The sequence below is a fragment of the Streptomyces tateyamensis genome (genome assembly GCF_003205575.1).
GTDB classification, from domain to species: domain Bacteria; phylum Actinomycetota; class Actinomycetes; order Streptomycetales; family Streptomycetaceae; genus Kitasatospora; species Kitasatospora tateyamensis.
In genome coordinates this window covers 59,164-84,844 of sequence record NZ_PYBW01000011.1, presented here as the reverse complement: position 1 = coordinate 84,844, position 25,681 = coordinate 59,164, and the positions used below count along the sequence as shown (strand labels likewise).

Below are 25,681 nucleotides of genomic sequence, written 5' to 3'. Positions count from 1 at the left end.
TTGGGGCTCGCGCCCGTTGCCACTACGCTCTGGGGCGGCAACGAGCCACCGACCCGGACGGGGGACCCATGCGTTACCTGGTGCGCGACCGGATATTCGCCTTCCACGAAGAGGCCTGGATCGAGACCGAGCACCGCGAGAAGGTCTACCGGGTCAACAAGAAGCTGCTGCGGCTGCGCAGCACCTTCCACCTGGTGGACACCGAGGGCACCGTGGTCGCCTCGCTCGTGCGCAAGGCGCTGACGATCCACCACACGATCCTGATCAGCCATCAGGGCGAGCACATCGCCAAGATCAGCAAGCGGATGTTCTCGTTCTTCGGCGACCGGTTCAAGGTCAAGCTGGCGGACGGCCGGCGGCTGAGGATCGTCGGCAACTACTGGGACCGCGAGTTCGACATCCAGCACGACGGGACCACGCTGGCGCACATCTCCCGGCGCTGGTTCAGCCTGCGCGACACCTGGGCGGTGGACGTGCTGAGCCAGCAGGAGGCGACCCTGCTCCTGGTGCTGGCGGTCTGCGTGGACCACACCCTGGAGGACCTGAGGGAGCGTTAGCCCTCCTCGGCGGTGGTGCGCAGCCGGGGCAGTGCCTCGGGGTGCTCGGTGCGCAGGTAGGCGATCAGGTCCTCGCGCACCGCGGCGCGCAGCTCGAAGGTCTCGTCCGGGCTGCGGGCCGTCATGGTGGCCCGCACCACGATGGTGCTCGGGGTGGCGTCGACCACTCGCAGCGCCCACTCCTGGCCGTCCCAGTGGCTGCTGGCGGCCAGCGTCTCGCGCAGCCGCTCGCGCAGCGCCGGCACCGGGGTGGCGTGGTCCAGGTGGAGCAGCACCGAGGCGAGCAGCCCCGGGTCCCGGCGGGTCCAGTTCTCGAACGGCTTGCTGACGAAGTAGGAGACCGGCACCACCAGCCGGCGGTAGTCCCACAGCCGCACCACCAGGTAGGAGAGGGTGATCTCCTCCACCGTGCCCTGCTGGCCCTCCACCACCACGGTGTCGCCGATCCGCACCGTGTCGCTGAAGGCGATCTGCAGGCCGGCGAAGAAGTTGCCCAGGGTCCCCTGGGCGGCGACGCCGGCCACGATGCCCAGGATCCCGGCCGAGGCCAGCAGGCTGGCGCCCAGGGTGCGGGCGGCGGTGAAGGTCAGCAGCATCACGGCCATGGTGACCACCGCGATCAGCGCGCTCACCACCCGGCGCAGCATGCCCAGCTGGGTGCGGACCCGCTGCAGCCGGGCCGGGTCCCCGGCGCTCGTCTCGTAGCGCAGCAGCACCCCGTCCAGCACGGCCGCGCTGACCCGCACGACCAGCCAGCCGGTGGCGGCGAGGGCCACCAGCACCAGGGCGTGCCGCAGGTCGGGGTCGTCCACCAGGTGCGGGGCGGCGAGCAGCAGGCCGGTGGCCACCACGAACTGGAGCGGGACCCGGCAACGGCGCAGCGGGGCCCAGAGCGGCGATTCGGGGTGCCGGGCGGCGGCCCGCTGCAGCGACCGGTCCACCAGCCAGCCGGTGGCGAGGGTGACCGCGGTGACCGCGAGCAGGGTCAGCAGGAGCCGGAGCACAGGGTCACGATAGCCGTGAAAGCTGACAAACCATCCCATTGCTGACCTGGTGTCAGGCCGGGGTCACCGGACGGCCCCGGGCGCTACGGTTGCCCGGAACCGCCCGTCCCAGGAGGCCCAGATGGCGACCGAGAGCACCGACCCCGCCGGCAGATCCGGGGCCGATCCGGCCGCGGCCGAGGAGGCGGTGGGCCGCCGGCTGCTGCGGCTGCGGACCGAGCGCGGGCTGACCCAGCGTTCGGTGGCCGAGCCCGCCTACACCGCCGCCTACGTCTCCACCGTCGAGGCGGGCCGGGCCCGCCCGTCGGAGGCGGCGCTGCGGCACTTCGCCGAGCGGCTCGGGGTGAGCGCCCGGGAGCTGGCCACCGGGCAGTCCGAGCGGCTGGGCGCCGAGCTGCGGCTGCGGCTGGCCGACATCCGCCGCCGGCTCAGCGACGGCGAGCCGGAGCAGGCCGCCGACGAGTACGCCGAGCTGGCGGCGCAGGCCCGGGCGGCCGACCTGCCCGCCGAGCAGGCCGCGGCGCTGACCGGGCTCGGCGAGTGCGCGGTGGAGACCGGGGAACTGCAACGGGCGATCGAGCTGTTCCAGCAGGCCGAGCTGCTGCTGGTGGACGCGCCGCTGCCGCAGCGGGTGCCGGCCGTCCGCGGCCGGGCGGTGGCCCACCTGCTGGCCGGCGACCTGCGCTACTCCTGCTACCTGTTGGAGAACGCGATCGAGCAGCTGACCGCGGCGGGGCTGCCGGACCCGGCGGCGCTGCTGCTGCTCTACGCCACGGTGATCACCCCGTACCTGGACCTCGGCGCGCCGACCCGGGCGGCGCGGGCCGCCGAGCTGGCCCTGGCGCTGGCCCCGCAGGTGGACGACCCGGCGCTGCTGGCCCGGCTGCACCGCGGGGTGGCCCGCACCCTGCTGGCCGAGGGCCGCACGGCGGAGGCGGACGCCGCGCTGACCCGGGCCCAGGAGCTGTACCAGCAGCTCGGCCTGCGCACCGAGCTCGCCCACTGCCACTGGATGCGCGGCTACCTGAACGCCCAGGACGGGGACCCGGCCCAGGCCGAACTGGAGCTGCGCACCGCCCGCACCCTGCTGGCCCGTCCGCGCGGCTCGCTCTACACCGCACAGCTGGACGTCGAACTGGCCGACGTCCTGCGCCGGCGCGGGCACCACGCCGAGGCGGCCCGGCTGCTGGGCCGACTGCCGGACACCGTCGGCCCGGTGCACCGGGCCGCGGCGCACCGGCTGCGCGCCCTGATCGCCGAGGACGCGGGGGAGCAGGAGGCGGCCGAGGCCGAGTACCGGGCCGCGCTGGCCCTGCTGCGGCCCACCGGGGCCACCGGCGACCTGGCCGACCTGTGCCGGCTGCTCGGCGACCTGCTGCGGCGCACCGGCCGGGCGGAGCAGGCGCTGGACACCTACCGCCTGGGCCTGACCCGGCTGACCGCCCGGGGCACCACCACTCTGGGCCCGCCGCCCCTGGAGCCCGGCGCCTGAAGCCGGCCCGGCCGATCCGGCCGAGGGGGCGGCTCGGCGGGAATTGTCATACAGGGCCTAGGATCGTTTTCCGTGGAGCTGCGGGGACGGATCAAGGTGACGCGGCGTCGGGTACTGGCCCTCGGGCTGGCCCTGGCGGTGCTGGTCGGGCTCGGCGGGGCGGCGGTCGCGTTCGGTGGTGAACAACCGGTCCGGGTCGAGGAGCGGTTCCTCACCATGCCCGAGGCACCGGGCAGTTCCGCCACGGTGTCGATCGACACCTCGTTCTTCACCACCGGCAGCTCGCCGCGCCCCGCGGTACTGCTCGCGCACGGCTTCGGCGGCAGCAAGGCCGACGAGGTGGGGGAGGCCCAGCAGCTGGCCCGGTCCGGCTACGCGGTGCTCACCTGGTCGGCCCGCGGGTTCGGCCGGTCCACCGGGAAGATCGGGCTGAACGCGCAGGACGGCGAGGTGCAGGACGTCAAGCACCTGGTGGACTGGCTGGCCCAGCGGCCCGAGGTGCAGCTGGACGGCCCCGGTGACCCGGACGTCGGGATCACCGGCGCCTCGTACGGCGGGGCGATCTCGCTGCTAGCCGCTGCCGCCGACCCGCGGATCAAGGCGATCGCCCCGGTGATCACCTGGTGGGACCTGTCCCAGGCGCTCTTCCCGCAGAACCTGCAGGGCCCCGGCGCACCTGACGGGGTGTTCAAGAAGCTGTGGGCCGGGATCTTCTTCACCTCCGGCTCGGCCGGCGACCTGACCGCCTCCACCACCGGCAAGCCCGCCCCCGCCCGGCCCGCCGCGGGCCCGCCCGGCTGCGGCCGGTTCACCGACGAGCTGTGCGCGATGTACGACCGGGTGGCCACCGCCGGGCGCCCGGACGCCGACGCCGTCGCGCTGCTCAGGAAGTCGAGCCCCTCGACTTTCGCCTCCGGCATCAAGGTCCCCACCCTGGTGGTCCAGGGCCAGCAGGACTCGCTCTTCCCGCTCGACCAGGGCGACCAGATGGCCCGGGCGATCGCCGCCAACGGCGCGCCGGTCTCGGTGGACTGGTTCGCCGGCGGGCACGACGGCGGCACCGAGACCAGCGACCGGGTGAACGGCCGGATCACCGCCTGGTTCGACCACTACCTCAAGAAGAACGGCGCCGACACCGGCCCGGCCTTCCGGGTCACCCGCACCGGCGGCGTCGACTCCACCGGCTTCCAGGCCGTGCTGCGCGGCGCGGACGCCGACCACTACCCGGGGCTGGGCGGCACCCAGACCCGCCAGGTCCAGCTGACGGGTGCCCAGCAGACCGTCGCCAACCCGCCCGGCGGTGCCCCGCCCGCGATCTCCACCTTGCCGGGCCTGGGCGCCCTGGCCCAGGCCTCCCAGCTCGGGCTCGGCCTCTCGCTGGACTTCCCCGGGCAGTCCGCCACCTTCGACTCGGCACCGCTGGCCACCGGCGTGCAGCTGACGGGCAGTCCGACCGTGCGGCTGGACGTGGCCGCCGACCGGCCGGACGCTGTGCTCTTCGCCAAGCTCTACGACCTGGGCCCGGACGGGAAGCAGGTGCTGCCCCAGCAACTGGCGGCCCCCGTGCGGATCAGCGGCAGCGGCACCGTCGCGCTGCCCGCCGTCGACCACGCCTTCGCGGCCGGCCACCGGCTGCGCCTGGTCCTGGCCGCCACCGACCTGGCCTACGCCTCCCCGGCCGCTCCCGCCACCTACCGGGTGAGCGTGACCGGCCCGCTCACCCTGCCGGTCGACCCCGGCCTGCACGTCGAGCCCACCCCGCTGCCGGCCCGCACCTGGGTGCTGCCGCTGCTCGCGCTGGCCGCGGCCGCCGCGCTGCTGCTCACCGCCCGGCGCCGGCGCGCGGTGGGGCCGCCGGATCCGGCGCTGGCCGAGGTCCCGCTGCAGATCACCGGGCTCAGCAAGCGGTACAAGGGGTCCACCGACCGGTACGCGGTGCGCGAGCTGTCGCTGCGGGTCGAGCGGGGCCAGGTGCTCGGGCTGCTCGGCCCCAACGGCGCCGGCAAGACCACCACGCTGCGGATGCTGATGGGGCTGATCCGCCCGGACGCGGGCGAGATCCGGATCTTCGGGCACGCGGTGCGCCCCGGCGCGCCGGTGCTCTCCCGGGTCGGCGCCTTCGTCGAGGGGGCCGGCTTCCTGCCGCACCTGAGCGGGCGGGCCAACCTGGAGCTGTACTGGCGCGCCACCGGCCGCCCCGCCGCCGACGCCCACCTGGCCGAGGCGCTGGAGATCGCCGACCTCGGCGAGGCGCTGGACCGCGCGGTGCGCACCTACTCCCAGGGCATGCGGCAGCGCCTGGCGATCGCCCAGGCCATGCTCGGCCTGCCCGACCTGCTGATCCTGGACGAGCCGACCAACGGCCTGGACCCGCCGCAGATCCGCGAGATGCGCGAGGTGATGATCCGTTACGCGGCCACCGGACGGACCGTCATCGTCTCCAGCCACCTGCTGGCCGAGGTGGAGCAGACCTGCACCCACCTGGTGGTGATGGACCGCGGCCGGCTGGTCACGGCGGGCGAGGTCAGCGCGATCGTCGGGGCCGGCGAGCTGCTGCTGGTCGGCACCCCGGCCTCGTTCGGACCCGCCGAGCTGGCCACGGCGGCCGAGAAGGCCGGCGCGCTCGACGGGATCGGCGAGGTGGAGGTGGTCGGGCACGGGCTGCTGGTCCGCCTGGACGGGATGACGGCCACCGAGCTGATCGCCGAGCTGGTCCGGCTGGACGTGCCGGTGGAGCGGGCCGGGCCGCACCGCCGGCTGGAGGACGCGTTCCTGGCACTGATCGGAGGAAACGGGTGACCGCGGTACTGGACGACCGGGCGGCGGGCTACCGCCCGCAGCACACCCTGCCGCTGCGGGTGGAGGCGCTGCGCCAGCTGCGCCGCCGGCGCACCCTGGTGATCTTCGCGGTGCTGGTGGCGCTGCCGGTGATCGTGCTGGCCGCGTTCCAGATCGGCGGCACGCCGACCCGGGCCGACCGGACCACCTTCATCGAGCTGGCCACCGCCTCCGGGCCCAATTTCGCCGCCACGCTGCTCTTCATGGGCACCGGCTTCCTGCTGGTGATCCCGGTCGCGCTGTTCTGCGGGGACACGGTGGCGGCCGAGGCGGGCTGGTCCTCGCTGCGCTACCTGCTGGCCGCGCCGGTGCCGCGGGCCCGGCTGCTGGTGAACAAGCTGGTGGTCGGGCTGGCCTTCTCGGCGGTGGCGATCCTGCTGCTGCCGCTGGTCGGGCTGGCGGTGGGCACGGCCGCGTACGGCTGGGGCGACCTGAAGCTGCCCACCGGCGGCTCGCTCTCGGCGGTGGAGGCGCTGCCACGGCTGGCGATCGCGGTGGCCTTCGTGATCCTCAGCGAGGTGGTGGTGGGGGCGCTGGCCTTCTTCCTGTCCACGGCCACCGACGCGCCGCTGGGCGCGGTGGGCGGCGCGGTCTTCCTCTCCATCATCACCGGCGTGCTGGACGCGATCACCGCGCTGGGCGGTCTGCGCGAGTGGCTGCCGGCCCACTGGCAGTACTCCTGGGCGGACGCCCTGCAGCCGCAGCTGGAGTGGGGCGGGATGATCCAGGGGGTCACCCTGTCGCTGTCGTACGCGGTGGTGCTGCTGGCGCTGGCCTTCCGGCGGTTCGGGGTGAAGGACATCGTGTCCTGACCGCGTGTCCTGACCGGATGTCCTGGTGGCGCGTCCTGATCGCGGGGCGGGATCGCGCGGTGGGGGAGGATGGACCGCGTACCTGTCCTCGAACGACGTCTCGGAGAACCAACCCGTGGCCCAGATCCTCCTGCTCCACTCCGCGTACGGCCTGCGCCCCGCCGTGCACCAGGCCGCCGACCGGTTGCGGGCGGCCGGGCACCAGGTGACCGTGCCCGACCTGTACGACGGGCGGACCTTCGAGGACGTCGAGGAGGGCATGGCGTACAAGGAGGAGCTCGGCTCCGAGGAACTGCTGCGCCGGGCGGTCGCCGCGGCCGCGCCGCTGCTCGCCGACGGCGGCCGGCTGGTCTACGCGGGCTTCTCGCTGGGCGCCTCGCTGGCCCAGAACCTCGCGCTGGCCGACGAGCGGGCGCTCGCGCTGCTTCTGCTGCACGGCACCTCCGACATCCGCGAGGGTGCGCAGACCGAAGTCCAGGTGCAGCTGCACCTGGCCGACCCGGACCAGTTCGAGTCCGAGGACTGGCAGAACGCCTGGTACCTGGGCATGCGCAAGGCCGGTGCCGAGGTGGAGGTGCACCGCTACCGCGGGGCCGGCCACCTGTACACCGACCCCGAGCTGCCCGACTACGACGCCGAGGCGGCCGAGCGGACCTGGGCGGTCGCGCTCGACTTCCTCGACGAGGTGGCGCAGGAGGACTGACGGACCGTCAGTCGCGCGGCGGGTAGCCGTAGGGCGGCTGGCCCGGCGGCTGCGCCGGCGGCGGCGGGACGGGCCCGCCGAAGCCGGGGCGGTCGGCGGGCGGCTGGGGCTGGGGCTGGGGCTGGGGCTGCGGCTGGGGTGCGCCGAAGGAGGGCTGGCCGAACGGGGGCCGGCCGAACTGGGGCGGCCCCATCTGCCCGGGCAGCGGGGCGAGCGGGGCGGTGGCGCCGCTCCGGGTGGCGAGCACCACCACGGCGAACACCAGGCCGAGCAGCACCTGAGCCACCAGGTCCAGGTTGAGCAGCAGGTTCGGCACCAGGGGCGAGCCGAACGAGTTCCGGCCCTCGGATCCCGAGGTCAGCAGGTTGAGCTCGTTGACCGCCAGCGCGTACCCGCCGGCCAGCAGCAGCACGGTGCCGCCCGCCCGGATCCAGCTGCGCCCGCTGAAGGCCGCGACGATCATCACGATCAGGGCCACCGCGGTGGCGGTGTCCCAGGGGCTGAAGAAGACCGGGATGTCGGCGACGGCGCCGTGGTAGTCGCCCCAGAGCGCGAACTTCAGGTAGCCGGCGCCCGCCCGGTTCAGGTCGAAGGCCAGGATCCCGAGCTGCAGCAGCAGCTCCAGGACCAGGATCGCCGCCAGCCCCGGCAGCGCCCCGCCCCTCGGGCGCGGTGGCGAGAACGGCGCCGGGGCGAACGGCTGGACCGGCGGGCTGTAACTCATCGACTCCCCCTCAGGACGCGCGGTCGGCGGTCGATCCACCACTCCTCGCAACCCGAGAGACTAGCGCGCGCGGGGCGGCCCCGGCAGGGCCGCCCCGCGCTCTGCTACCTGCTCGTTACGCGCTCCAGGCCGAGGGCCCGAGCAGCGTCTTCACCTCGCTGGCGAAGGCGGTGTCGGGGTTCACCAGGAAGCCCAGCTCGTAGAGCACGTCCCGCTGCCGACTGGTGGTCAGCAGCCGGACCGGCACGTCGCCCGGGTGCGCCTGCAGGGTGGCCTTGAGCTCGCGGACCACGTGCGCGTTGATCTTCGGGTAGGGCACCGTGATCTGCACCGGGGGCTTGCCGCCGTGCTCGGCCGAGGAGATGTCCAGGGTGGTCAGCTCCTGGCCGAAGATGCTCAGCGCGCCGTCGCGCTCGTTGAGCCGGCCGCGGGCCGAGACCACGTTGTCCTCGACCATCTGATCGGCCATCAGGTTGTAGGTGGCCGGGAAGAAGAGCACCTCGACCGAGCCGTCGCGGTCGGCCAGGGTGATGATCGCCCAGGCGTTGCCCGCCTTGTTGATCCGCCGGTCCACGTTGGTGATCAGGCCGGACAGCCGCACCTCGCCCTCGGTGCGGCCCGAGCCCATCAGCTCGGCGATCGAGACGTCGCGGTTGCGGGCCAGGATGTGCTCGGCGCCGTCCAGCGGGTGGCTGGAGACGTACAGGCCGAGCATCTCGCGCTCCAGGCCGAGCAGTTGCTTGCGCGGCCACTCGCGGTCGCTGAGCTCGAAGTCGAGGCCGATGGCGGGGGTGTCGCCGCCGGTGTCCAGCGCGCCGAACAGGTCGTCCTGGCCGATCGCCTGCTGCTTCTTGACCCCGGTGACGGCGTCGATCGCGTTCTCGTGCACCGCGACCAGGGACTGGCGGGTGTGGCCGAGCGAGTCGAAGGCGCCGGCCTTGATCAGCGAGTCGATGGTGCGCTTGTTGCAGGCGACCAGCTCGACCTTGTCCAGGAAGTCCGCGAAGGAGGTGTACTTGCCCTTCTCCTTGCGGGTCCTGATCAGCGACTCGATCACCGGGACGCCGACGTTGCGCACCGCCTTGAGGCCGAAGCGCACGTCCGAGCCGACGGCGGTGAAGTCGACCACCGACTCGTTGACGTCGGGGGAGAGGATCTTGATGCCCATCGCCCGGCACTCGGCCAGGTAGACGGCCATCTTGTCCTTGTCGTCCGCCACCGAGGTGAGCAGGGCGGCCATGTACTCGGCCGGGAAGTTCGCCTTGAGGTAGGCGGTCTGGTAGGAGACCAGTCCGTAAGCGGCGGAGTGCGACTTGTTGAACGCGTACCCGGCGAACGGGACCAGCACGTCCCACACCGCCTGGATCGCCTCGTCCGAGTAGCCGCGCTCCTTGCAGCCCGCGTGGAACGGGACGAACTCCTTCTCCAGGACCTCTTTCTTCTTCTTGCCCATCGCGCGGCGGAGCAGGTCGGCCTGGCCCAGGCTGTAGCCGGCCAGCACCTGCGCGGCTCGCTGCACCTGCTCCTGGTAGACGATCAGGCCGTAGGTGGGGCCGAGGACCTCCTTGAGCGGCTCCTCCAGCTCCGGGTGGATCGGCACGATCTCCTGCTGGCCGTTCTTGCGCAGCGCGTAGTTCGTGTGCGAGTTCATGCCCATCGGGCCCGGGCGGTACAGCGCCGAGACGGCGGAGATGTCGGCGAACTCGGTGGGCTTCATCAGGCGCAGCAGGGCGCGCATGGGGCCGCCGTCGAGCTGGAAGACGCCCAGCGTGTCGCCGCGGGCCAGCATCTGGTAGGTCGTCGGGTCGTCGAGCGGGATCTTCTCGATGTCGACCTCGACGCCCCGGTTGGCCCGGATGATCTGCAGGCAGTGATCGATGATGCCCAGGTTGCGCAGACCCAGGAAGTCCATCTTGATCAGGCCCATGGATTCGCACGACGGGTAGTCGAATCCGGTGATGATCACGCCGTCCTTGTCCCGCTTGTGCAGCGGGATCAGGTCCAGCAGGGGCGTGGAGGAGAGGATGACCGCGGCGGCGTGCACGCCGGTGCCGCGGATCAGGCCCTCGATGCCGATGCCGGTGTCGATGATCTTCTTGACGTCCGGCTCGTTGGCGTACATCTGCCGGATCTCGGCGCCCTCGTTGTACCGCGGGTGCGACTCGTTGAAGAGATCGGCGAGCGGGACGCCCTTGCCCATCACGTCCGGCGGCATCGCCTTGGTGATCCGGTCGCCCATCGCGAAGGGGTAGCCGAGAATTCGGCTCGAGTCCTTGACCGCGGCCTTCGCCTTGATGGTGCCGAAGGTGTTCACCTGGGCGGTGTACGCCTCGCCGTACTTCTCGGTGACGTAACGCACCATCTGGTCGCGCTGGCGGTCGTCGAAGTCGATGTCGACATCGGGGGGGTTGATGCGCTCGGGGTTGAGGAACCGCTCGAAGAGGAGGTCGTGCTCCAGCGGGTCCAACTGCGTGATGCCAGTGAGGTAAGCGACCATCGAGCCTGCCGCCGAGCCACGGCCGGGGCCCACGGGGATGCCGTTGTTGCGGCCGTACTCGCAGATGTCGGCGACCACGAGGAAGTAGGCGTCGAACCCCATCGGGGTGATGACGCCCATCTCGAGTTCGACCCGGTCCAGCACCTCCTGGCTCGGGTTGTCGCCGTAGCGGCGGTGCAGGCCGAGCTCGATCTTCTTACGCAGGTAGGAGGCCTGGGTCTCGCCCTCGGGGACGTCGAACTGCGGCATCCGGTCGACGTATTCGAACACCTCGTCGTAGGCGCCGATCCGCTCGGCGATCACCAGGGTGTTGTCGCAGGCCTCCGGCAACTCGCTGAAGAGCTCCCGCATTTCGGCAGGTGTCTTGATGTAGTAGCCGGAGCCGCCGAACTTGAGCCGGTTCGGGTCGTCCTTGTTTTTGCCGGTGCCGACACAGAGAAGGTTGTCGTGGGCATCGGCCTGGTCTTCGGTGACGTAGTGCGAGTCATTGGTTGCGAGCAGCGGGAGTCCGAGCTGCTTGCCGAGCCGCAGCAGATCGGCACGAACGTCCCGCTCGATGGACAGGCCGTGGTCCATCAGCTCCAGGAAGAAGTTCTCCTTCCCGAAGATGTCGCGGTAGGTGGAGGCGGCCTCGATCGCCTCCTCGTACTGACCCAGTCGCAGTCGGGTCTGGACCTCGCCGGAGGGGCACCCGGTGGTGGCGATGATCCCCTTGGCATGCTGGGCCAGGAGCTCGCGGTCCATCCTGGGCTTGGTGTAGTAGCCCTCCATCGACGCGAGCGAGGAGAGCTTGAAGAGGTTGCGCAGGCCCGAGGCGTTCTCCGCCCACATGGTCATGTGGGTGAAACGCCCGCCACCGGAGACGTCCTTACCGCCCTCACCGTCCGTGTTGGCCGGCCGCTTGCCGCCAGGAGACCAGAACACCTGCTTCTTGTGGAAGCGGGACTCGGGCGCGAGGTAGGCCTCGATCCCGATGATCGGCTTGACCGAGGTCCCCTTGGACTTCTGGAAGAACTCGTAGGCACCGAACATGTTCCCGTGGTCACTCATCGCGATCGCAGGCATCCCCTGCCGCTCGACCTCGGCGAACAGCTTGCTGTTCTTGGCAGCCCCGTCGAGCATCGAGAACTCAGTGTGAACGTGCAGGTGCACAAAGCCATCTGGCACAGGGGGTCTCCTCACACACCACTGGGAAGATACCCACCCTAACGGCGCCAGGAGCCTGCTCCTGTCACCCGAATCGGTGGGCCTGGTGGAGGACGCTCGGCGTCCCGTGTTGTCTGTCACGCCGAGCGCCACCGATTCCGCGCGGACGTCTCATACCGGACGCTGAGCCTCAGCTGCCAGCTGGGCGCACATCTCGTCCTCGTTCAGCTGCAGCAAGGCACCGAGCAGGTAGTTGCGCATCAGGTGGACGGCCCCGGCCGGGTACTCAGTGATCGTGCTAGGTGGTACTTCTTCGCGCATCGCCGGATCGGTCAGCGCTTGAGCCAGTACCTCGGTAGCGATCCGCTCGGCCACCCAGTGATACGTGCGCTCTTTGAAAGCGACGGTCAGGTGCAGGGAGGGTGCGTCACCGACCGTGTATGGAGAGTGCACATAGCCGCGCGGGAGCCAGAAGACATCCCCTGGCGCGAGGGTGTATGTCTCCTTCGGCGGAGTGTTGGCCAGGAACCGCAACTGCTCCGGCGTGAAGCCGTCGGTGTGGTAGGAGCCGTACTCCCGGACCGGGTTCACCACGAACGGATCGTGCACCGGCCATGCCTTGGGGCCGGAGAGCTGCAGGATCAGCGTCACGTACGGGTCGTAGTGGTACTTGAGCCCCTGAGCCCCGGGTGGCGTCAGGTACGCGTTGACGTGCACTCCGTACCCGGTCTCCTGGCGCAACACGTGGTGCAGGTCCGCGAGGGCGGGGACCAGCCTTTCCAGCGAGCGCAGTGAGATCGTTCCGCCGGCGTTCAGGTGTTCCCGTAGCGCGCCAGGCCGGGGGAGGTCCTCGTCCGCATAGAGGTGGCGCTCCAAAATCTTGCTGTTCTTGAGCAAGGAGACGTTGCGTGTGGCCAAGCAGTTGGTGTCGATCAGCCGGTCGACCTCGGCGAGCGTGAGGTAACGCTCGAAGAGGAGCGGGTCACGGTGGTACCGCCTGGGCTCGCGCGGCCAACTGGAAAGCACGGCCTCGGGGTCATCGATCAGAAAGGTGAGGGACATGGCTGGTCCTTCGCTCGGGTCAGGTGGAAGGAGCCGTGGGGCGGCCACAGCCGCCCCACGGTTCGAACGGTGATGCCGTTCGCCGGGCGAGCCGGTCAGGCCTGGCGCTCCCGCGCCAGCCAGGCCTCGGCGAAGCTGGTGATCTCGTCGCGGGTCATCCGCAGCTCTCGGCCCGCGCCGTCGGCCTTGGTGTCTCCCAGGGCATAGCCGCCGCCGGCAAGCTCGGCCACGCTGATGCAGTCCTCCATGGAGCCGTCGTTGGTCCCGCCGCCGCACAGCGCGGCGAAGGGGCCGGTCACGTCCCGCTCGTAGAGGTTGGGGCTGGTGTCGTCCATGTCTCACCTTTCACGGGTTGGTTGCGCCAGCAGGCGCGACCTGCCATTCCGCTGTCGGTTGACGGCGGAAAGCGGAGTGGGCCCGGCGTGCTGCGCTCAGTGGGCCCGGGAGGTCAGGTGCTGATAGCGGATGGTCTTGCTGCCCCAGCGGTAGTGCTGGAGGGGGCGCCAGGTGAACCCGTAGCCGCGCAGCATGGGCAGGCCACGCCCGGACTCGGCGAGCGCGTCGAGGCAGGCGACCGGGTCCGGCTCGCGGAGAACGGGCAAGGCAGGGCTCGGGTCCGTGACGTCGAAGTGCAGGGCACCTGGGTGTGCCGTGACGGTCAGCCGGTAGGACCACGCGGCGCCTTGGCGGTTGACTGCACCGGCGGCGCGCACCGCGTTCGTGGCGAGTTCGGAGATGGCCACCTCGAGGTCCTCGCAGGTGGCCTCGGGGGCGGTGGTGGGTTGGTTGGCCGCGGTGGTGTCCGGGGCGTGGGCGGTGCGGGTCCGGGTGGCGGTGGTCGGGGTGGCCACGGTCGGGGTGATGGCGGGGCTCGGGGTGTGGCTGTGGGGCCAGGGGCCCGAGATCGCGGTGCTCGCCATGGTGCTCGGGGGCCAGGCCGCGGCCGGGACGGGCGGGCTGGTGGTCGGGCGCCGGGCAACGGAACGGCCCCCGACGCCCGTGGTGGGCGGCGGGGGCCGGATCGGCCGGTGGAGCGTCAGGACTCCTTGACCACCACGGTCTTGGCGGCCTTGTCGTGGAAGCACTGCTGCAGGGGCTTGTCCCAGAGCAGCGACAGCACGTTCACCAGGTTGAACAGCGAGCCGACGCAGTAGACGGCGCTGGGCAGGCCGTAGACCGCGGCGCGGGCCCACAGCTCGTTGTCGGTCGGGCGCTGGCCGGTGGCGACGGAGACCACGCGCAGCTTCATCGCCTTCTTGCCTACGGTCTGCTGGTTCTGGGTCAGCAGCATCAGGATCTCGTAGCCGAAGACGACCACGGCGCTGAAGATGCCGCTGACGAAGGTGCCGACCGAGGCGAAGATCACGAACTGGACCAGGATGACCGGGATGATCAGCACGGCCCAGTCGATCAGGCGGGCCAGGAAGCGGTCGCTGGGGCTGGCCAGGATGCGCTGCGGGCCGTACGGGTTCGGGGTCAGCAGCCAGTGCGGCAGGCCGCCCACCGGCGGCTGCTGGCCGTAGCCCGGCTGGCCCTGCGGGTAGCCGTACGGGGCCTGCGGCTGCTGCCCCTGGTCCTGCGGGTAGCCGTACTGCGGCGGCTGCTGGCCGTAGCCCGGCTGCTGCGGCGCACCGTAGGCGGGCGGCTGCTGGCCGTACTGCGGCGGCTGCGGGTCGTACGGGCCCTGAGGCGCACCGCCACCGTACTGCGGCGGCTGCTGCTGGCCGTAGGGGTTGTTCGGATCCGACGGGTAGCCGTACCCGGGCTGGTTAGTGCTCATCAATCCCGCTCATCTGGTGGTGAATCTGCTCGACTGTGCCACCTGATGTTCTATCGGGACGCACCGTCAGCCGGATAGACCGGGGTGTCAACTGTTACTTGAACAGCACAGATCGGGCGGAAGCGCGGCGCGCACGGCCGCCGTGAACGCACGGACCGCCGGATGCCCCGCCGCCCCCTGGCGGAACGCCACCGCGGTGCGCCGCTCCATCGCCAGCAGCTCCAGCCGGACCGCGGCCGGCGGCTGCGGCACCGCCAGCCGGGGCACCAGGGCGACCCCCTGGCCGGCCGCCACCAGGGCCAGCACGGTGTCGAAGTCGTCCACCCGGTGCCGGATCCGCGGTGTGAAGCCGGCGGCCCGGCAGGCCCCGATCGCCGCCGCGTGGCACCGGGTGCCGTGGTTGGCCACGATCCACGCGCTGTCGCGGTGCGCCGCCAGCCCCTCCGCCGTCCCCGTCCCGGCGCCGGGCACCGCTCCGGCGCCGGGCACCGCTGCGGCCCCGGGCACCGCGACGGCCGGTTGCGCCGTCGGCGAGGCCAGGTACATCGGCTCGGTGAACAGCGGCTCGCGCTCGGTCCCCGGGTCGCGCTCGGACGGTGCGAAGTCGTAGTCGTGCACCAGGGCCGCGTCCAGCTCGCCCGAGCGCAGCAGGTCGGCCACCCCGGCCGGGTCGACCTCGCTGACCATCGGCTCCAGGTCCGGGCAGTCCCGGGCGAGCGCCGCCAGGGCCGGCGGGATCACCACCCGGGCCGCGGACGGGAAGGTGCCGATCCGCAGCGGTCCGGCCGGCCCGCGCCGGGCTTCGGCCAGCTCCGCGCCGGCCAGCTCCAGCCGGGCCAGTACCGCCTCCGCGTGCCCGACCAGGCGGTGCGCGGCCGGGGTGAGCGCCACCCGGCGCCCGGTGCGTTCCAGCAGCGTGACCCCGGCTTCCCGCTCCAGGGCAGTGAGCTGCTGCGAGACGGCTGAAGGGGTGAAGGCGAGCGCGTCGGCGACGGCGGCGATGGTGCCGCGGTGGGCGAGTTCGCGCAGCAGGCGCAGGCGGCGGACATCGAGCATCAGATCAGCTTACGGGTTGGCTCAGAAAAGCGAACTAGACCTGAAGAGTCCGGGCGGGGGAGGGTCGACCCCATGAACGCCGACACCGAACTGCGCGGAATCCACGTCCCGCTGATCACCCCCTTCGACGAGCACGGCGAGCTGGCCGCCGACGCCCTGCGGGCGCTCGCCCACGAGGTGCTGGACCAGGGCGCCGCCGGCCTGGTCGCGCTCGGCACCACCGCCGAGCCGGCCGCGCTGGAGCCCGGGGAGCGGGCCGAGGTGGTGCGGATCTGCGCCGAGGTGTGCCGCGAGCGCGGCGCCCGGCTGACGGTCGGCGTCGAGGGCGGGTCCACCCGGGCGGTGGTCGCCGCGCTCGCCGGGCTGGGCGGACCGGGTGCACTGCCCGCGGGGACGCTGGCGATGACCCTGGTGCCGCCGTTCGTCCGGCCCGGGGCGGCCGGCGTGCTGGCGCACTTTCAGGAGTTGACGGCAACCAGCCCGGTCCCGCTGATCATCTATCACATCCCCTACCGCACCGGGCAGGAGCTGGACGCCGCGGCGCTGCTGGAGCTGGCCGAGCTGCCCGGCGTCGCGGGTGTGAAGTACGCCGGCGGCCGGATCGACACCGACGCGGTCATGCTGCTGGCGGCGCGGCCGGACCGGTTCGCGGTGCTGGCCGCCGACGACGCGCTGCTCTCGCCGCTGCTGGCGCTCGGCGCGGCCGGCGGGATCATGGCCTCCGCGCACCTGGCCACCGACCGCTTCGCGGAGCTGGTCGAGCTGTGGGCGGCCGGACAGGCGGCGCGAGCCCGGGAGCTGGGGCACCGGCTGGCGGTGCTCTCGGCGGCCTGCTTCGCGGCGCCGAACCCGGCGGTGGTCAAGGGCGTGCTGCACGCCCAGGGCCGGATCCCGAGCCTGGCGGTCCGGCTGCCGCTGCTGCCGGCCGACGCCGCGGCGGTGGCGGCGGCGACCTCGGCGCTGGACCGGGTGACCGCACCGGCCGTCCGGTCGACCGCGGCGGTGGGCCGGGCAACCGCACCGGCCGTCCGGTGAGTCCGTACCAGGGAGCTGTCCACCAGGTGAATACCCGCCGGGTGCGGAAGCGGTGAACAGGCAAGATGGGTCAGAGCAGGTTGACCGAGGAGGAAGCATGAAGATCGGCATCGTGGGGGCCACCGGCCAGGTGGGCCACGTCGTCCGGGAGATCCTGGCGCAGCGCGCCTTCCCCGTGGAGCAGCTGCGGCTGTTCGCCTCGGCGCGCTCGGCCGGCAAGACGCTGCCCTGGCAGGGCGGCGAGGTCACCGTGGAGGACGCGAGCACGGCCGACTACGCCGGTCTGGACATCGTGATCTTCTCGGCCGGCGGGGCCACCTCCAAGGCGCTGGCGCCCAAGGTCGCCGCCGCCGGCGCCGTGGTGATCGACAACTCCTCCGCCTGGCGCCGCGACCCCGAGGTCCCGCTGGTGGTGGCCGAGGTCAACCCGCACGCGATCGCCGACCGCCCCAAGGGGATCATCGCCAACCCGAACTGCACCACCATGGCCGCCATGCCGGTGCTGCGCCCGCTGCACGCCGAGGCCGGCCTGACCGCGCTGGTCGTCGCCACCTACCAGGCGGTCTCCGGCAGCGGCGTGGCCGGCGTGGCCGAGCTGCAGGAGCAGGCCGCCAAGGTGGTGGACGGCGCCGCCGCCCTCGCCCTGGACGGGTCCGCGGTGGCCTTCCCGGAGCCCAGGGTCTACGCCCGCCCGATCGCCTTCAACGTGGTCCCGCTGGCCGGCTCGCTGGTGGACGACGGTCTGAACGAGACCGACGAGGAGCAGAAGCTGCGCTTCGAGAGCCGCAAGATCCTGGAGATCCCGGAGCTCAAGGTGGCCGGCACCTGCGTGCGGGTCCCGGTCTTCACCGGTCACTCGCTCCAGGTGCACGCCCGCTTCGAGCGCCCGATCAGCCCCGAGCGCGCGGTCGAGCTGCTCGACGGCGCGCCCGGCGTGGTGCTCACCGACATTCCCACCCCGCTGCAGGCGGCCGGTCAGGACCCGAGCTACGTCGGCCGGATCCGCCGGGACGAGACGGTGGAGCACGGCCTGTCGCTCTTCCTCTCCAACGACAACCTGCGCAAGGGCGCCGCGCTGAACACCGTTCAGCTGGCCGAGCTGGTCGCCGCCGAGCTGCGCGGCTGACCCTTCGGCACCCGTGACGGGGTGTCCGCTCCCACCGGGGCGGGCACCCCTTCGCGTTCCCGGCCCCGTGTCCCGTCACCGCCTCGTCACCGTTGCCGTCACTGCTGGAAGACCGGGGCAGTCGGGTGATTCGCAGGGCCTTCGGAGGGTAAAGGCAACCGCAACACTCCGACCGGGTCCCTACGAGGTGCCTGCTCGGGCAGACTGCTCCTCAGGCGGCGTCAGCAGCACAGACCATGGGGGCCGACCGGGAGAAAGGTGCGGATGTGGACCGCTGCGTTGTCCTCGTGGACGCCGGGTACCTGCTGGGCGCCTCCGCCAGTCTGCTGGCCGGTGAGCCGTCCCGGTCGCGGGTGACGGTGGACCACACCGCGCTGATCGCCTCGCTGCGCGAACGGGCGGAGGAGGAGACCGGCCTGCCGCTGCTGCGGATCTACTGGTTCGACGCCGCCCCCGAACGCCGCCCGCTGCCCGAGCACCGCCGACTGCGGGTGCTGCCCCGGGTCACCGTGCGGCTGGGCGCGCTCACCCGGGCCGAGGGCCGCTGGGTGCAGAAGGGCGTGGACGCCGCGATGCACGCCGAGCTCTCCGAGCTGGCCCGCAACCGGGCCTGTGCCGACGTGGTGCTGGTCACCGGGGACGGCGACCTGCTGCCCGGGATGATGTCGGCCAAGGAGCACGGGGTGGCCGTGCACCTGTGGGCGCTGCAGGCCGCCGACGGCGACTTCAACCAGTCCGAGGACCTGGTCGGCGAGGCCGACGAGCGCCGGGTGCTGGACCGCGAGTGGATCACCCGCTCGGTGCGGCTGCGCGAACCCGCCGTCGCCTTCCCGCCGGCCGGCCCGCCGCCGGAGATCGCCAAGATCCTGGCCGCCCCGCCGACCGCCCGCCCCGCTGCGGCCCAGGCGCCCGAACCGCCGGCCGAGCCGCAGCTGCCGGCGGCCGCGCTCAAGGTGGTCCCCACCCCCAAGGACCTGGCCGGCCGGGCCGCCGCCGTGCACGCCGCCCACCCCCAGCCGCCCGCCGCCGCGGCCGCCACCGGCCCGGTGCTGCGCTGGTCCTCCGACCGCGGCTACGTGGACCGCGGGCCGACCGACCTGACCACCGCCGCCGACGCGCTGCCCACGCTGGCCCAGCTGACCACCGCCGAGCAGCGCTGGGCCGACCGCGAGGAGGACATCACCGCGATCGGCGGCGACCCGCACGAGGTCGGCCAGGTCTTCGCCCGCCGCTGGACGGACCGGCTCGGCGACAAGGAGCGGCTCACCCTGCTCTGGTCCGACTACCCGCGCGTCCCGCACCGGGTGGACGGCGAGCTGCTGCGGTACGCGGCCCGGTTCGGCCTGCTCGCGCACAAGGACGACCAGATCGACGAGCACGACAGGTACGCGATCCGGGCCGGCTTCTGGAAGGAGCTGGCGACCCGGGTGCCGGGCGGCGAACTGATCGTGGTGGACGACTGATCCCCCAGGTGGGCGCTGCCCGGTCCGGGTGACCCCGGGTCCGACCGGGGGGATCCGGCGCGTAGAGTCTTGGCCGTGAGTGACGCCCCACCGCCCTGCTGCTCCGTCCGGGGCCTCACCAAGAACCACGGCCAGATCCGTGCCAACGACGGGGTCGACCTGGAGATCCGCCAGGGCGAGGTCTTCGGCCTGCTCGGCCCCAACGGAGCCGGCAAGTCCACCCTGGTCCGGCAGCTGACCGGGCTGCTGCGCCCGGACGCGGGCAGCGTGGAGATCCTCGGCCACGACGTGGTCCGCCACCCCGAGCGGGCCGCCCGGCTGCTCGGCTACCTGGGCCAGGAGTCCACCGCACTGGACGAGCTCACCGTGGCCCTGGCCGCCGAGACCACCGGCCGGCTGCGCGGGCTGTCCCGGGCCGCGGCCCGGGCCGAGAGCGCCGAGGTGCTCGCCGAGCTGGACCTGGAGCCGCTGGCCGGCCGCCCGCTCGCCAAGCTCTCCGGCGGGCAGCGCCGACTGGCCTGCTTCGCCGCCACGCTGGTCGGCGAGCGCCCGCTGCTGGTACTGGACGAGCCGACCACCGGCATGGACCCGGTGGCCCGCCGCGCGGTGTGGACCGCGGTGGACCGCCGCCGGGCCGAACGCGGCACCACCGTGCTGCTGGTCACCCACAACGTGATCGAGGCCGAGACGGTGCTGGACCGGGTCGCGGTGCTGGACCAGGGCCGGGTGATCGCCTGCGACACACCGGGCGGCCTGAAGGCGCTGGTGGCCGGCGACGTCCGGCTGGACCTGGTCTGGCGGACCGAGCCGCCGCTGCAGGTGGCCGCGGTGGCGGGCCTGGCCGAGCGGGCCGAACGGACCGGGCGCCGCTGGTCGGTGCGGACCAGCCCCGAGGAGGCCAGGGAACTGGTCGCCGCGGTGACCACGGGGCCGGCCTTCGCCGCGCTGGACGACTTCACCCTGACCACCGCCAGCCTGGAGGACGCCTACCTCCAGCTGGGCGGCCGGCGCGGAGGACTGGCGAAGTGACCGTGCTCTCCGACACCGAAACCGGCACCGCGCCGCGCGCCGCGGCCACCGGACCGGCCCCGCTCGCCCCCGCCGCCCGGCTGCTGCCGGCCCTGGCGGCGGTGTACCGGGCGCAGCTGGCCCGGGCCAAGGTGGCCCGGATCCCGCTGATGTTCGTCGCCACCTTCCAGTCGGTCGGCATCCTGGTGATGATGCGCGGCGTGGTGGACGGCGGCGACAACCCGTCCGCGCGCGCGGTGGTGGCCGGCTCCAGCGTGCTGGTGGTGGCGTTCGTGGCGCTCAACCTGCTGGCCCAGTACTTCGGCCGGCTGCGCGCCACCGGCGGGCTGGACCACTACGCGACGCTGCCGGTGCCGCCCGCCTCGGTGGTGCTCGGCGCGGCCGCCGCGTACGCCTCGTTCACCCTGCCCGGCGCGCTGGTCACGGCCGGCTTCGGCGCCTGGTTCTTCCAACTACCGCTCACCCACCTGTGGGTGCTGCTGGCGGTGGTGCCACTGGCCGGGGCGGCGCTGTCCGGGCTCGGCGCGGCGCTCGGGCTGCTGGCCCCCAAGCAGGAGATCGCCACCCTGCTCGGCCAGCTCGGCATGTCGGCGGCGCTGCTGCTGGGCGTGCTGCCGGCGGGGCGGCTGCCGCAGGCGATCCGGCTGCTGCGCGACCTGCTGCCCTCGACCTACGGAGTGGACGCCTTCGCCCGCAGTTTCGCGCCCGCGCCCGCCTGGCCCGCGGTGCTGGGCGACCTCGCGGTCTGCGCGGGCGTCGGGCTGGTCTCGCTGACCCTGGCCACCTACGCGTACCGCCGGGCCACCACGCGGTAGGCCCGGTACCCGTTGGCCCCCTGGTGGGGCGCGGCGTGACACGATGGGGCGCGTGACCGAACCGAACACCCCCTTGGACGGCGAGCTGCTCGTCCCGCCGACCCCGTCGGCCAGAACCGTCCTGTTCGAACGGCTGCCCGCCGAGCTCGGCGTCGGCGCGCTGATCGGCGTCGGCTGTGCGCTGCTCGGCCTGCTGCTGGGGGCGATGTGGTACTGGCTGGCGCCTGAGGTGCCGCTGGTGGTGCACGGGCAGTCGGTGCTCTACGTGGACCCCGAGGGCGAGCAGCGGGCGGGGGGAGACGGCACCTTCGTGCTGCTCGGGCTGGGCTTCGGGCTGGTCACGGCAGCGGCCGCGTTCTTCGCCACCCGGCGGCGCGGCGGCGGTATCGCGGTGGCGGTGGGCCTGGGCGCCGGGGCGGTGCTGGGCTCGTTCATCGGGATGTGGCTGGGCCAGGCCCTCGGGCCGACCTCGGACCTGGTCGCGGCGGCCAAGGCGGCCGGGGACGGGCACAGCTTCCACGAGGCGCTCGAACTGCAGGCCAAGGGGGCCCTGTTCGCCTGGCCGATCTGCGCGATGGTGGTGCTGCTGGCGCTGACGGCGGCCTTCGGCAAGCGCGAGGAGGACCCGCCGCCGTACTGGGCGGGCCCGCAGTGGGGGGCGGGGACGACTCCGCTGGACGACCCGCACGCCCCGCCGACCGGCCCGGCTGACGCCCCGTCGGCTCCGGTGGACGCTCCGCCGGAGCCGCCCGCGGTCGGCGGCCCGGCCGACGCTCCGTCAGCCCCGGCCGATCTCGGCGGTGACGGCACCCGTCAGGCGCAGTAGGTCGGCGGGGGCCAGCTCCACCTCCAGGCCGCGGCGGCCGGCCGAGACGTAGACCGTCGGGTGGGCCAGCGCGCCGGTGTCGAGCACGGTGCGCAGCTGCTTGCGCTGGCCGAGCGGGGAGATGCCGCCGAGCACGTAGCCGCTGGAGCGCTCGGCCTTGGCAGGGTCGGCCATGGTGGCCCGCTTGCCGCCCAGGGCGGCGGCCAGCGCCTTGAGGTCGAGGCGGCCGGCCACGGGGACGACGCCGACCACCAGCGCGCCGTCCAGCTCGGCCACCAGGGTCTTGAACACCCGCTCCGGAGCCACCCCGAGCGCCTGCGCCGCCTCGTCGCCGTACGAGGCAGCCGCCGGATCGTGCGGGTACTCGTGCACCGCGAACACCACCCCGGCCGCGGCCAGCGCCACCGTCGCGGGGGTACCGCCGGCGGGGGACTTCTTCTTGGGCACGGTGGCGGCCTCCCGGTCGCTCCAGGTCTGGGTGTGGCTCAGTTCGGGCTGAACTGCTGCCTGGTCAGGTCGACGGCCGGGACCGACGGGAGCCAGTTCAGCAGGGCGGTCTCGCGGCGCAGCAGGTCGAGTTCGGCGGCGAGGCGCTCGGTGGTGTCCGCGCAGGCGAGCAGGCGCTGTTTGACCGGGACCTCCAGGACCGCGGCGGCGGCCACCAGGTAGGAGAGCACCTGCGGGTCGTCCGGCAGCTCCTGCTCGCCCGCCAGGCTGGACTGCCGGGCCCCGGCCAGCCGCTTCTGGTAGGTCCGGAAGGCCCGCTCCACCCCGCCCGCCAACGCGCCCGCCCCGTTCCCGGGCTGCTCGGCGATCGGCTCGCACTGGCCCACCAGGTACGGCCCGGCGGTGTCCACCGCGCGCAGCCGGAACCGGGTGGTCCCGGTCACCAGCAGCTCGTACCGCCCGTCCTGCTGCGGCGTCACCGAGGCCACGTCGGCCACGCACCCGATGTGGTAGAGCGCCTCCAGCGGATCGCCGGTCTCGGTGCCCAGGCCGTCCAGGGGTCCGGCCGTCCCGCCGTCCTCGGTCACCGGCGCGACCTCGCGCCCGTCCTTGATCGCCAGCACGCCGAACCGCCGCGGCCGCCCCTCGGGCTCGGCCAGCAGATCGGCGACCAGCCGGCGGTAGCGTTCCTCGAAGACGTGCAGCGGGAGCACCAGACCGGGGTAGAGCACCGCGTTGAGCGGGAAGATGGGCAGCCGTTCTGTCACGGCGCACAGCGTAGCCGCCGCACCGGCCACCGCGGTTCGCGGTACCGGGCGCCCTGTGGGCCTGCCGGCCGACGGGGCCTGAGGCCCGGACGGCGTGACCGGGGCCTCAGGCCCCGGTCACGCCGTCGATGCCCTCGCGCAGGAAGTCGGCGTGGCCGTTGTGCCGCGCGTAGTCGAGCAGCACGTGCAGCAGCACCATGCGCAGCGACACCTCCTCCTCCCACCGCGGCTGGTAGCCCGCCGTGTCCAGCGACTCGGCGGCCGCCTCGACGCGGCGCGAGTGCGCCACCTCCGCCTCCCAGGCGGCGAACGCCTCGGACCGGGTGGAGCCGCTCGCGTCGTAGGCCGCCTGGAAGTCCACCTGGTCCGACCAGACCATCGGCACCTCGGGGTCCTCGAAGGTGCGCCGGAACCAGGCGCGCTCCACCTCGGCCATGTGCCGCACCAGCCCGAGCAGGGTCAGCGTGGAGGGCGGCATCGAGCGCTCGCGCAGCTGATCGTCCGTCAGCCCCCGGCACTTGATCGCCAGCGTCGCGCGGTGGAACTCCAGGAAGGCGCGCAGCATTTCGCGCTCGGTGCCGAAGTGGGGCGGGCCGGTCCGGTCGTCGTCGATCATGCCCGGCACCCTACCGGCCGGCCCGCGCACCGGATCAGCCGCGCTGCAGCACCCGGGTCGCCCCCGTCACCACGGTGGAGGCCAGCACCCAGCCGGAGAGCACCAGCACCGCGCTGAGCCACTGGCCGACCCCGGCCGGCGCCCAGCCGTCCATGCCGAAGTTGACGATCGGCAGCACCAGGCTGGCCGCGTACAGCGCGGGGTTCCAGTGCGGGTGCTCGTCCACCTTGACCGGGGCCGGCGGGTGGCCGGCGAACCACAGGGTGCCCACCGCCCAGGCGGCGAGCAGCCAGAGCGCGGCCCGCCCGGGGCGGTAGCCGTAGCCGACCGTGATGTCCTGCAGCCGGGACCAGGCCCGCCCCGGCGCCGGCAGGGTGCGGGCCCGGCGCTGCTGCTTGGCGTACTGGACCTGGCGGGCGTCGTCGTCCAGGCCGTCCCGGCGCAGCGCGGCCGCCAGCTGCTCGTAGGGCTCGGGGTGGAAGGTGTCCAGCGCCTGGTCCAGCCACGCGATCCGCTGGTGCACGCTCTGGTAGGCGCCCTCCGGGGAGCGCAGCGCCTCGTACGAGAAGCCGGTCAGGCGCACCTCGTGGTTGCGCGGCCAGGCGGTGGGCCGGTCGATCAGGTTGCCGACCCGGGCCCGGGACAGCGCCACCTTGCCGGTCGGCGGGGCCGGGCAGGTGAACCGCAGCTCCGGCGTCTGGATCCGGCGCAGCGACAGTTCCTGGTCCTCGCCCAGGTGGAACTCCGCGTAGTTGATCAGGCAGGCGGTCTCGAACCGGGCGTCCTCCAGCCGGACGCCGCCGAAGGCGCGGAACGGGATGCCGCTCTCCGGGTCCTCGCCGAAGCCCTGGCCGTACACCATCCGGGTGGCCGCCTCGGTCTCCTCCTCCAGCTCCTCCTGGCCCTCGCCCTCCCGCTCGCCGAGCCGTTGGGGCGGCAGCGCGGACCGGTAGGGGCCCGGGTCGCCCTCCGGGCGGCTGTAGCGCAGCTCGGGCCCGTTCGGCCGGCCGGCCGCCGCCGGCTCCAGCAGCCCGCCCCGGTCCGGCGACTGCGGCTGGGCCATCGTCTTCGGATCGCGCCAGCCGGTCAGGTAGAAGGTGCTGCCCACGCTGAGGCGGGCCGCGTTGAAGCAGTTCATCTTGCCGGGGCGGCCGCGCAGCTGGGCGCCGCGCAGCGAGAACCGGCCGCCGATCCGGGCGGTGCGCAGGCTCAGCTCGCCGTCGCACTCCAGCCGGTCCGCCTCGAAGTCCTGGTGCACCGTCATGCCGTCGGCGGAGAACGAGCGGCCGAACTGGTCGGTGCCCACCCGCAGGTGGTTGGCGATCAGGTCGGTGCCGATCTGCGCGTCGGTCAGCCGGACCCCGTACAGCACGGTGCACCGGGCCAGCACCAGGTCGCCGCTGGTGTCCAGCCGGGAGGCGTCCAGCCGGGGGATGTGGCAGCCGTCGAGGCGGACCGTGCCGGCGTGCGCCTCGGAGAGCACCGCACCGGTGTCGAAGTAGCAGTCGTGCAGTTCCACGAAGGACTCGAACCGGCCGCCGGCCAGCCAGAGCCGTCCCGCGATCCGGGCACCGACCAGCTTGAGCCCGCGCACCCGCCCCGGCTCCGGGGCCGGCCCCGCGAGCAGCACCCGGGCCAGCGTCTCGGCCCGCACCGTGCGCTCGGCCCCCCAGGCCGCGCCGGTGGCCGGGTCGTCCGCGGCCTGGTCGCCACTGGCCAGGTCGAGGATGTCGCCGCGGCCGAACGCCCGCCACAGCCGCTGCTCCACCTCGCTCCACCCCGCCGGAGCCTGCTCCATCTGCGATCCCCCCACCGTTTTCGAATGTCTTCCCGCGTCACGTCTCAGGGTTCGTATCACGGACTGAAATGCGGGACCACCGATTCCG

23 protein-coding genes are annotated in these 25,681 nt (G+C 73.3%); 11 read left to right on the top strand and 12 right to left on the bottom strand.

The annotated features are described in order from the left end of the window. Window positions 1-68: 68 nt before the first annotated feature. Window positions 69-557: an LURP-one-related/scramblase family protein gene (locus tag C7C46_RS03135; protein WP_110665391.1), complete on the top strand. Its 489-nt coding sequence runs from the start codon at window positions 69-71 to the stop codon at window positions 555-557. On the opposite strand, the gene C7C46_RS03130 is transcribed toward C7C46_RS03135, so the two are convergent. Next, window positions 554-1,561, bottom strand: a complete 1,008-nt coding sequence (locus tag C7C46_RS03130) for a mechanosensitive ion channel family protein (protein WP_245984071.1) — start codon at window positions 1,559-1,561, stop codon at window positions 554-556. The two genes, C7C46_RS03135 and C7C46_RS03130, sit on opposite strands and share 4 nt — an antisense overlap. A gap of 121 nt (window positions 1,562-1,682) precedes the next feature. Here C7C46_RS03130 and C7C46_RS03125 point away from each other — a divergent pair, with 121 nt between their 5' ends. The 4 genes from C7C46_RS03125 to C7C46_RS03110 all read left to right on the top strand — a co-directional run bounded on the left by C7C46_RS03125 (window position 1,683) and on the right by C7C46_RS03110 (window position 7,406). Then, entirely contained in the window at window positions 1,683-3,053 is a 1,371-nt protein-coding gene (locus C7C46_RS03125) for a helix-turn-helix domain-containing protein (RefSeq protein WP_110665388.1), read from the top strand. A gap of 72 nt (window positions 3,054-3,125) precedes the next feature. Further along, window positions 3,126-5,852 carry an alpha/beta fold hydrolase gene (locus C7C46_RS03120; RefSeq protein WP_110665385.1) on the top strand — a complete coding sequence of 909 codons (2,727 nt, stop codon included), beginning with the start codon at window positions 3,126-3,128 and terminating at the stop codon, window positions 5,850-5,852. Next, complete coding sequence (locus C7C46_RS03115; protein WP_110665383.1) at window positions 5,849-6,703, top strand: ABC transporter permease; 855 nt, start codon at window positions 5,849-5,851, stop codon at window positions 6,701-6,703. Before C7C46_RS03120 ends, C7C46_RS03115 begins: the two co-directional genes overlap by 4 nt. Window positions 6,704-6,818: 115 nt before the next feature. After that, a complete protein-coding gene (locus tag C7C46_RS03110) occupies window positions 6,819-7,406 on the top strand; it encodes a dienelactone hydrolase family protein (protein ID WP_110665381.1) in 588 nt (195 codons plus the stop codon). 7 nt (window positions 7,407-7,413) lie between these two features. Here C7C46_RS03110 and C7C46_RS03105 read toward each other — a convergent pair whose 3' ends face one another. The 7 genes from C7C46_RS03105 to C7C46_RS03075 all read right to left on the bottom strand — a co-directional run bounded on the left by C7C46_RS03105 (window position 7,414) and on the right by C7C46_RS03075 (window position 15,671). Further along, window positions 7,414-8,130 carry a hypothetical protein gene (locus tag C7C46_RS03105; protein ID WP_110665378.1) on the bottom strand — a complete coding sequence of 239 codons (717 nt, stop codon included), beginning with the start codon at window positions 8,128-8,130 and terminating at the stop codon, window positions 7,414-7,416. Window positions 8,131-8,245: 115 nt separating this feature from the next. Further along, window positions 8,246-11,794, bottom strand: coding sequence for a DNA polymerase III subunit alpha (gene dnaE, locus C7C46_RS03100; RefSeq protein ID WP_110665376.1), 3,549 nt, complete (start codon window positions 11,792-11,794; stop codon window positions 8,246-8,248). A gap of 150 nt (window positions 11,795-11,944) precedes the next feature. After that, complete coding sequence (locus C7C46_RS03095; protein ID WP_110665374.1) at window positions 11,945-12,835, bottom strand: JmjC domain-containing protein; 891 nt, start codon at window positions 12,833-12,835, stop codon at window positions 11,945-11,947. A 95-nt stretch (window positions 12,836-12,930) separates the two neighbouring features. Beyond that, entirely contained in the window at window positions 12,931-13,170 is a 240-nt protein-coding gene (locus tag C7C46_RS03090; protein WP_110665372.1) for a DUF397 domain-containing protein, read from the bottom strand. Window positions 13,171-13,266: 96 nt separating this feature from the next. Further along, window positions 13,267-13,755 carry an ATP-binding protein gene (locus C7C46_RS03085; RefSeq protein ID WP_110665369.1) on the bottom strand — a complete coding sequence of 163 codons (489 nt, stop codon included), beginning with the start codon at window positions 13,753-13,755 and terminating at the stop codon, window positions 13,267-13,269. Window positions 13,756-13,871: 116 nt separating this feature from the next. Continuing rightward, window positions 13,872-14,615 carry an RDD family protein gene (locus C7C46_RS03080; protein WP_110665366.1) on the bottom strand — a complete coding sequence of 248 codons (744 nt, stop codon included), beginning with the start codon at window positions 14,613-14,615 and terminating at the stop codon, window positions 13,872-13,874. A gap of 87 nt (window positions 14,616-14,702) precedes the next feature. Further along, window positions 14,703-15,671, bottom strand: a complete 969-nt coding sequence (locus tag C7C46_RS03075) for a LysR family transcriptional regulator (RefSeq protein ID WP_110665364.1) — start codon at window positions 15,669-15,671, stop codon at window positions 14,703-14,705. Between the two features lie 72 nt (window positions 15,672-15,743). Here C7C46_RS03075 and C7C46_RS03070 point away from each other — a divergent pair, with 72 nt between their 5' ends. The 6 genes from C7C46_RS03070 to C7C46_RS34720 all read left to right on the top strand — a co-directional run bounded on the left by C7C46_RS03070 (window position 15,744) and on the right by C7C46_RS34720 (window position 21,965). Then, a complete protein-coding gene (locus C7C46_RS03070) occupies window positions 15,744-16,706 on the top strand; it encodes a dihydrodipicolinate synthase family protein (protein ID WP_110665361.1) in 963 nt (320 codons plus the stop codon). 97 nt (window positions 16,707-16,803) lie between these two features. Beyond that, entirely contained in the window at window positions 16,804-17,832 is a 1,029-nt protein-coding gene (locus tag C7C46_RS03065) for an aspartate-semialdehyde dehydrogenase (protein WP_110665359.1), read from the top strand. 266 nt (window positions 17,833-18,098) lie between these two features. Next, complete coding sequence (locus tag C7C46_RS03060) at window positions 18,099-19,295, top strand: NYN domain-containing protein (RefSeq protein WP_110665356.1); 1,197 nt, start codon at window positions 18,099-18,101, stop codon at window positions 19,293-19,295. Window positions 19,296-19,370: 75 nt separating this feature from the next. Beyond that, the gene (locus C7C46_RS03055) at window positions 19,371-20,324 is read left to right on the top strand and encodes an ABC transporter ATP-binding protein (protein WP_181442160.1); all 954 of its coding nucleotides are present in this window, start codon (window positions 19,371-19,373) and stop codon (window positions 20,322-20,324) included. Further along, window positions 20,321-21,139 (top strand): ABC transporter permease, encoded by an 819-nt coding sequence (locus C7C46_RS03050; protein WP_110665351.1) that lies wholly within the window; start codon window positions 20,321-20,323, stop codon window positions 21,137-21,139. The genes C7C46_RS03055 and C7C46_RS03050 overlap by 4 nt, the downstream gene beginning before the upstream one ends. 52 nt (window positions 21,140-21,191) lie before the next feature. Further along, entirely contained in the window at window positions 21,192-21,965 is a 774-nt protein-coding gene (locus C7C46_RS34720) for a hypothetical protein (RefSeq protein ID WP_181442159.1), read from the top strand. Here C7C46_RS34720 and ybaK read toward each other — a convergent pair. The 4 genes from ybaK to C7C46_RS03025 form a co-directional block, all read right to left on the bottom strand. Next, a complete protein-coding gene (gene ybaK / locus C7C46_RS03040; protein ID WP_110665349.1) occupies window positions 21,918-22,412 on the bottom strand; it encodes a Cys-tRNA(Pro) deacylase in 495 nt (164 codons plus the stop codon). The genes C7C46_RS34720 and ybaK overlap by 48 nt on opposite strands. Window positions 22,413-22,450: 38 nt before the next feature. Then, window positions 22,451-23,179, bottom strand: a complete 729-nt coding sequence (locus C7C46_RS03035; RefSeq protein ID WP_110665347.1) for an LON peptidase substrate-binding domain-containing protein — start codon at window positions 23,177-23,179, stop codon at window positions 22,451-22,453. Between the two features lie 106 nt (window positions 23,180-23,285). After that, window positions 23,286-23,795 (bottom strand): DinB family protein, encoded by a 510-nt coding sequence (locus C7C46_RS03030; RefSeq protein WP_110665345.1) that lies wholly within the window; start codon window positions 23,793-23,795, stop codon window positions 23,286-23,288. Window positions 23,796-23,829: 34 nt separating this feature from the next. Continuing rightward, a complete protein-coding gene (locus tag C7C46_RS03025; RefSeq protein WP_110665343.1) occupies window positions 23,830-25,593 on the bottom strand; it encodes an oxidoreductase in 1,764 nt (587 codons plus the stop codon). Window positions 25,594-25,681: the final 88 nt, after the last annotated feature.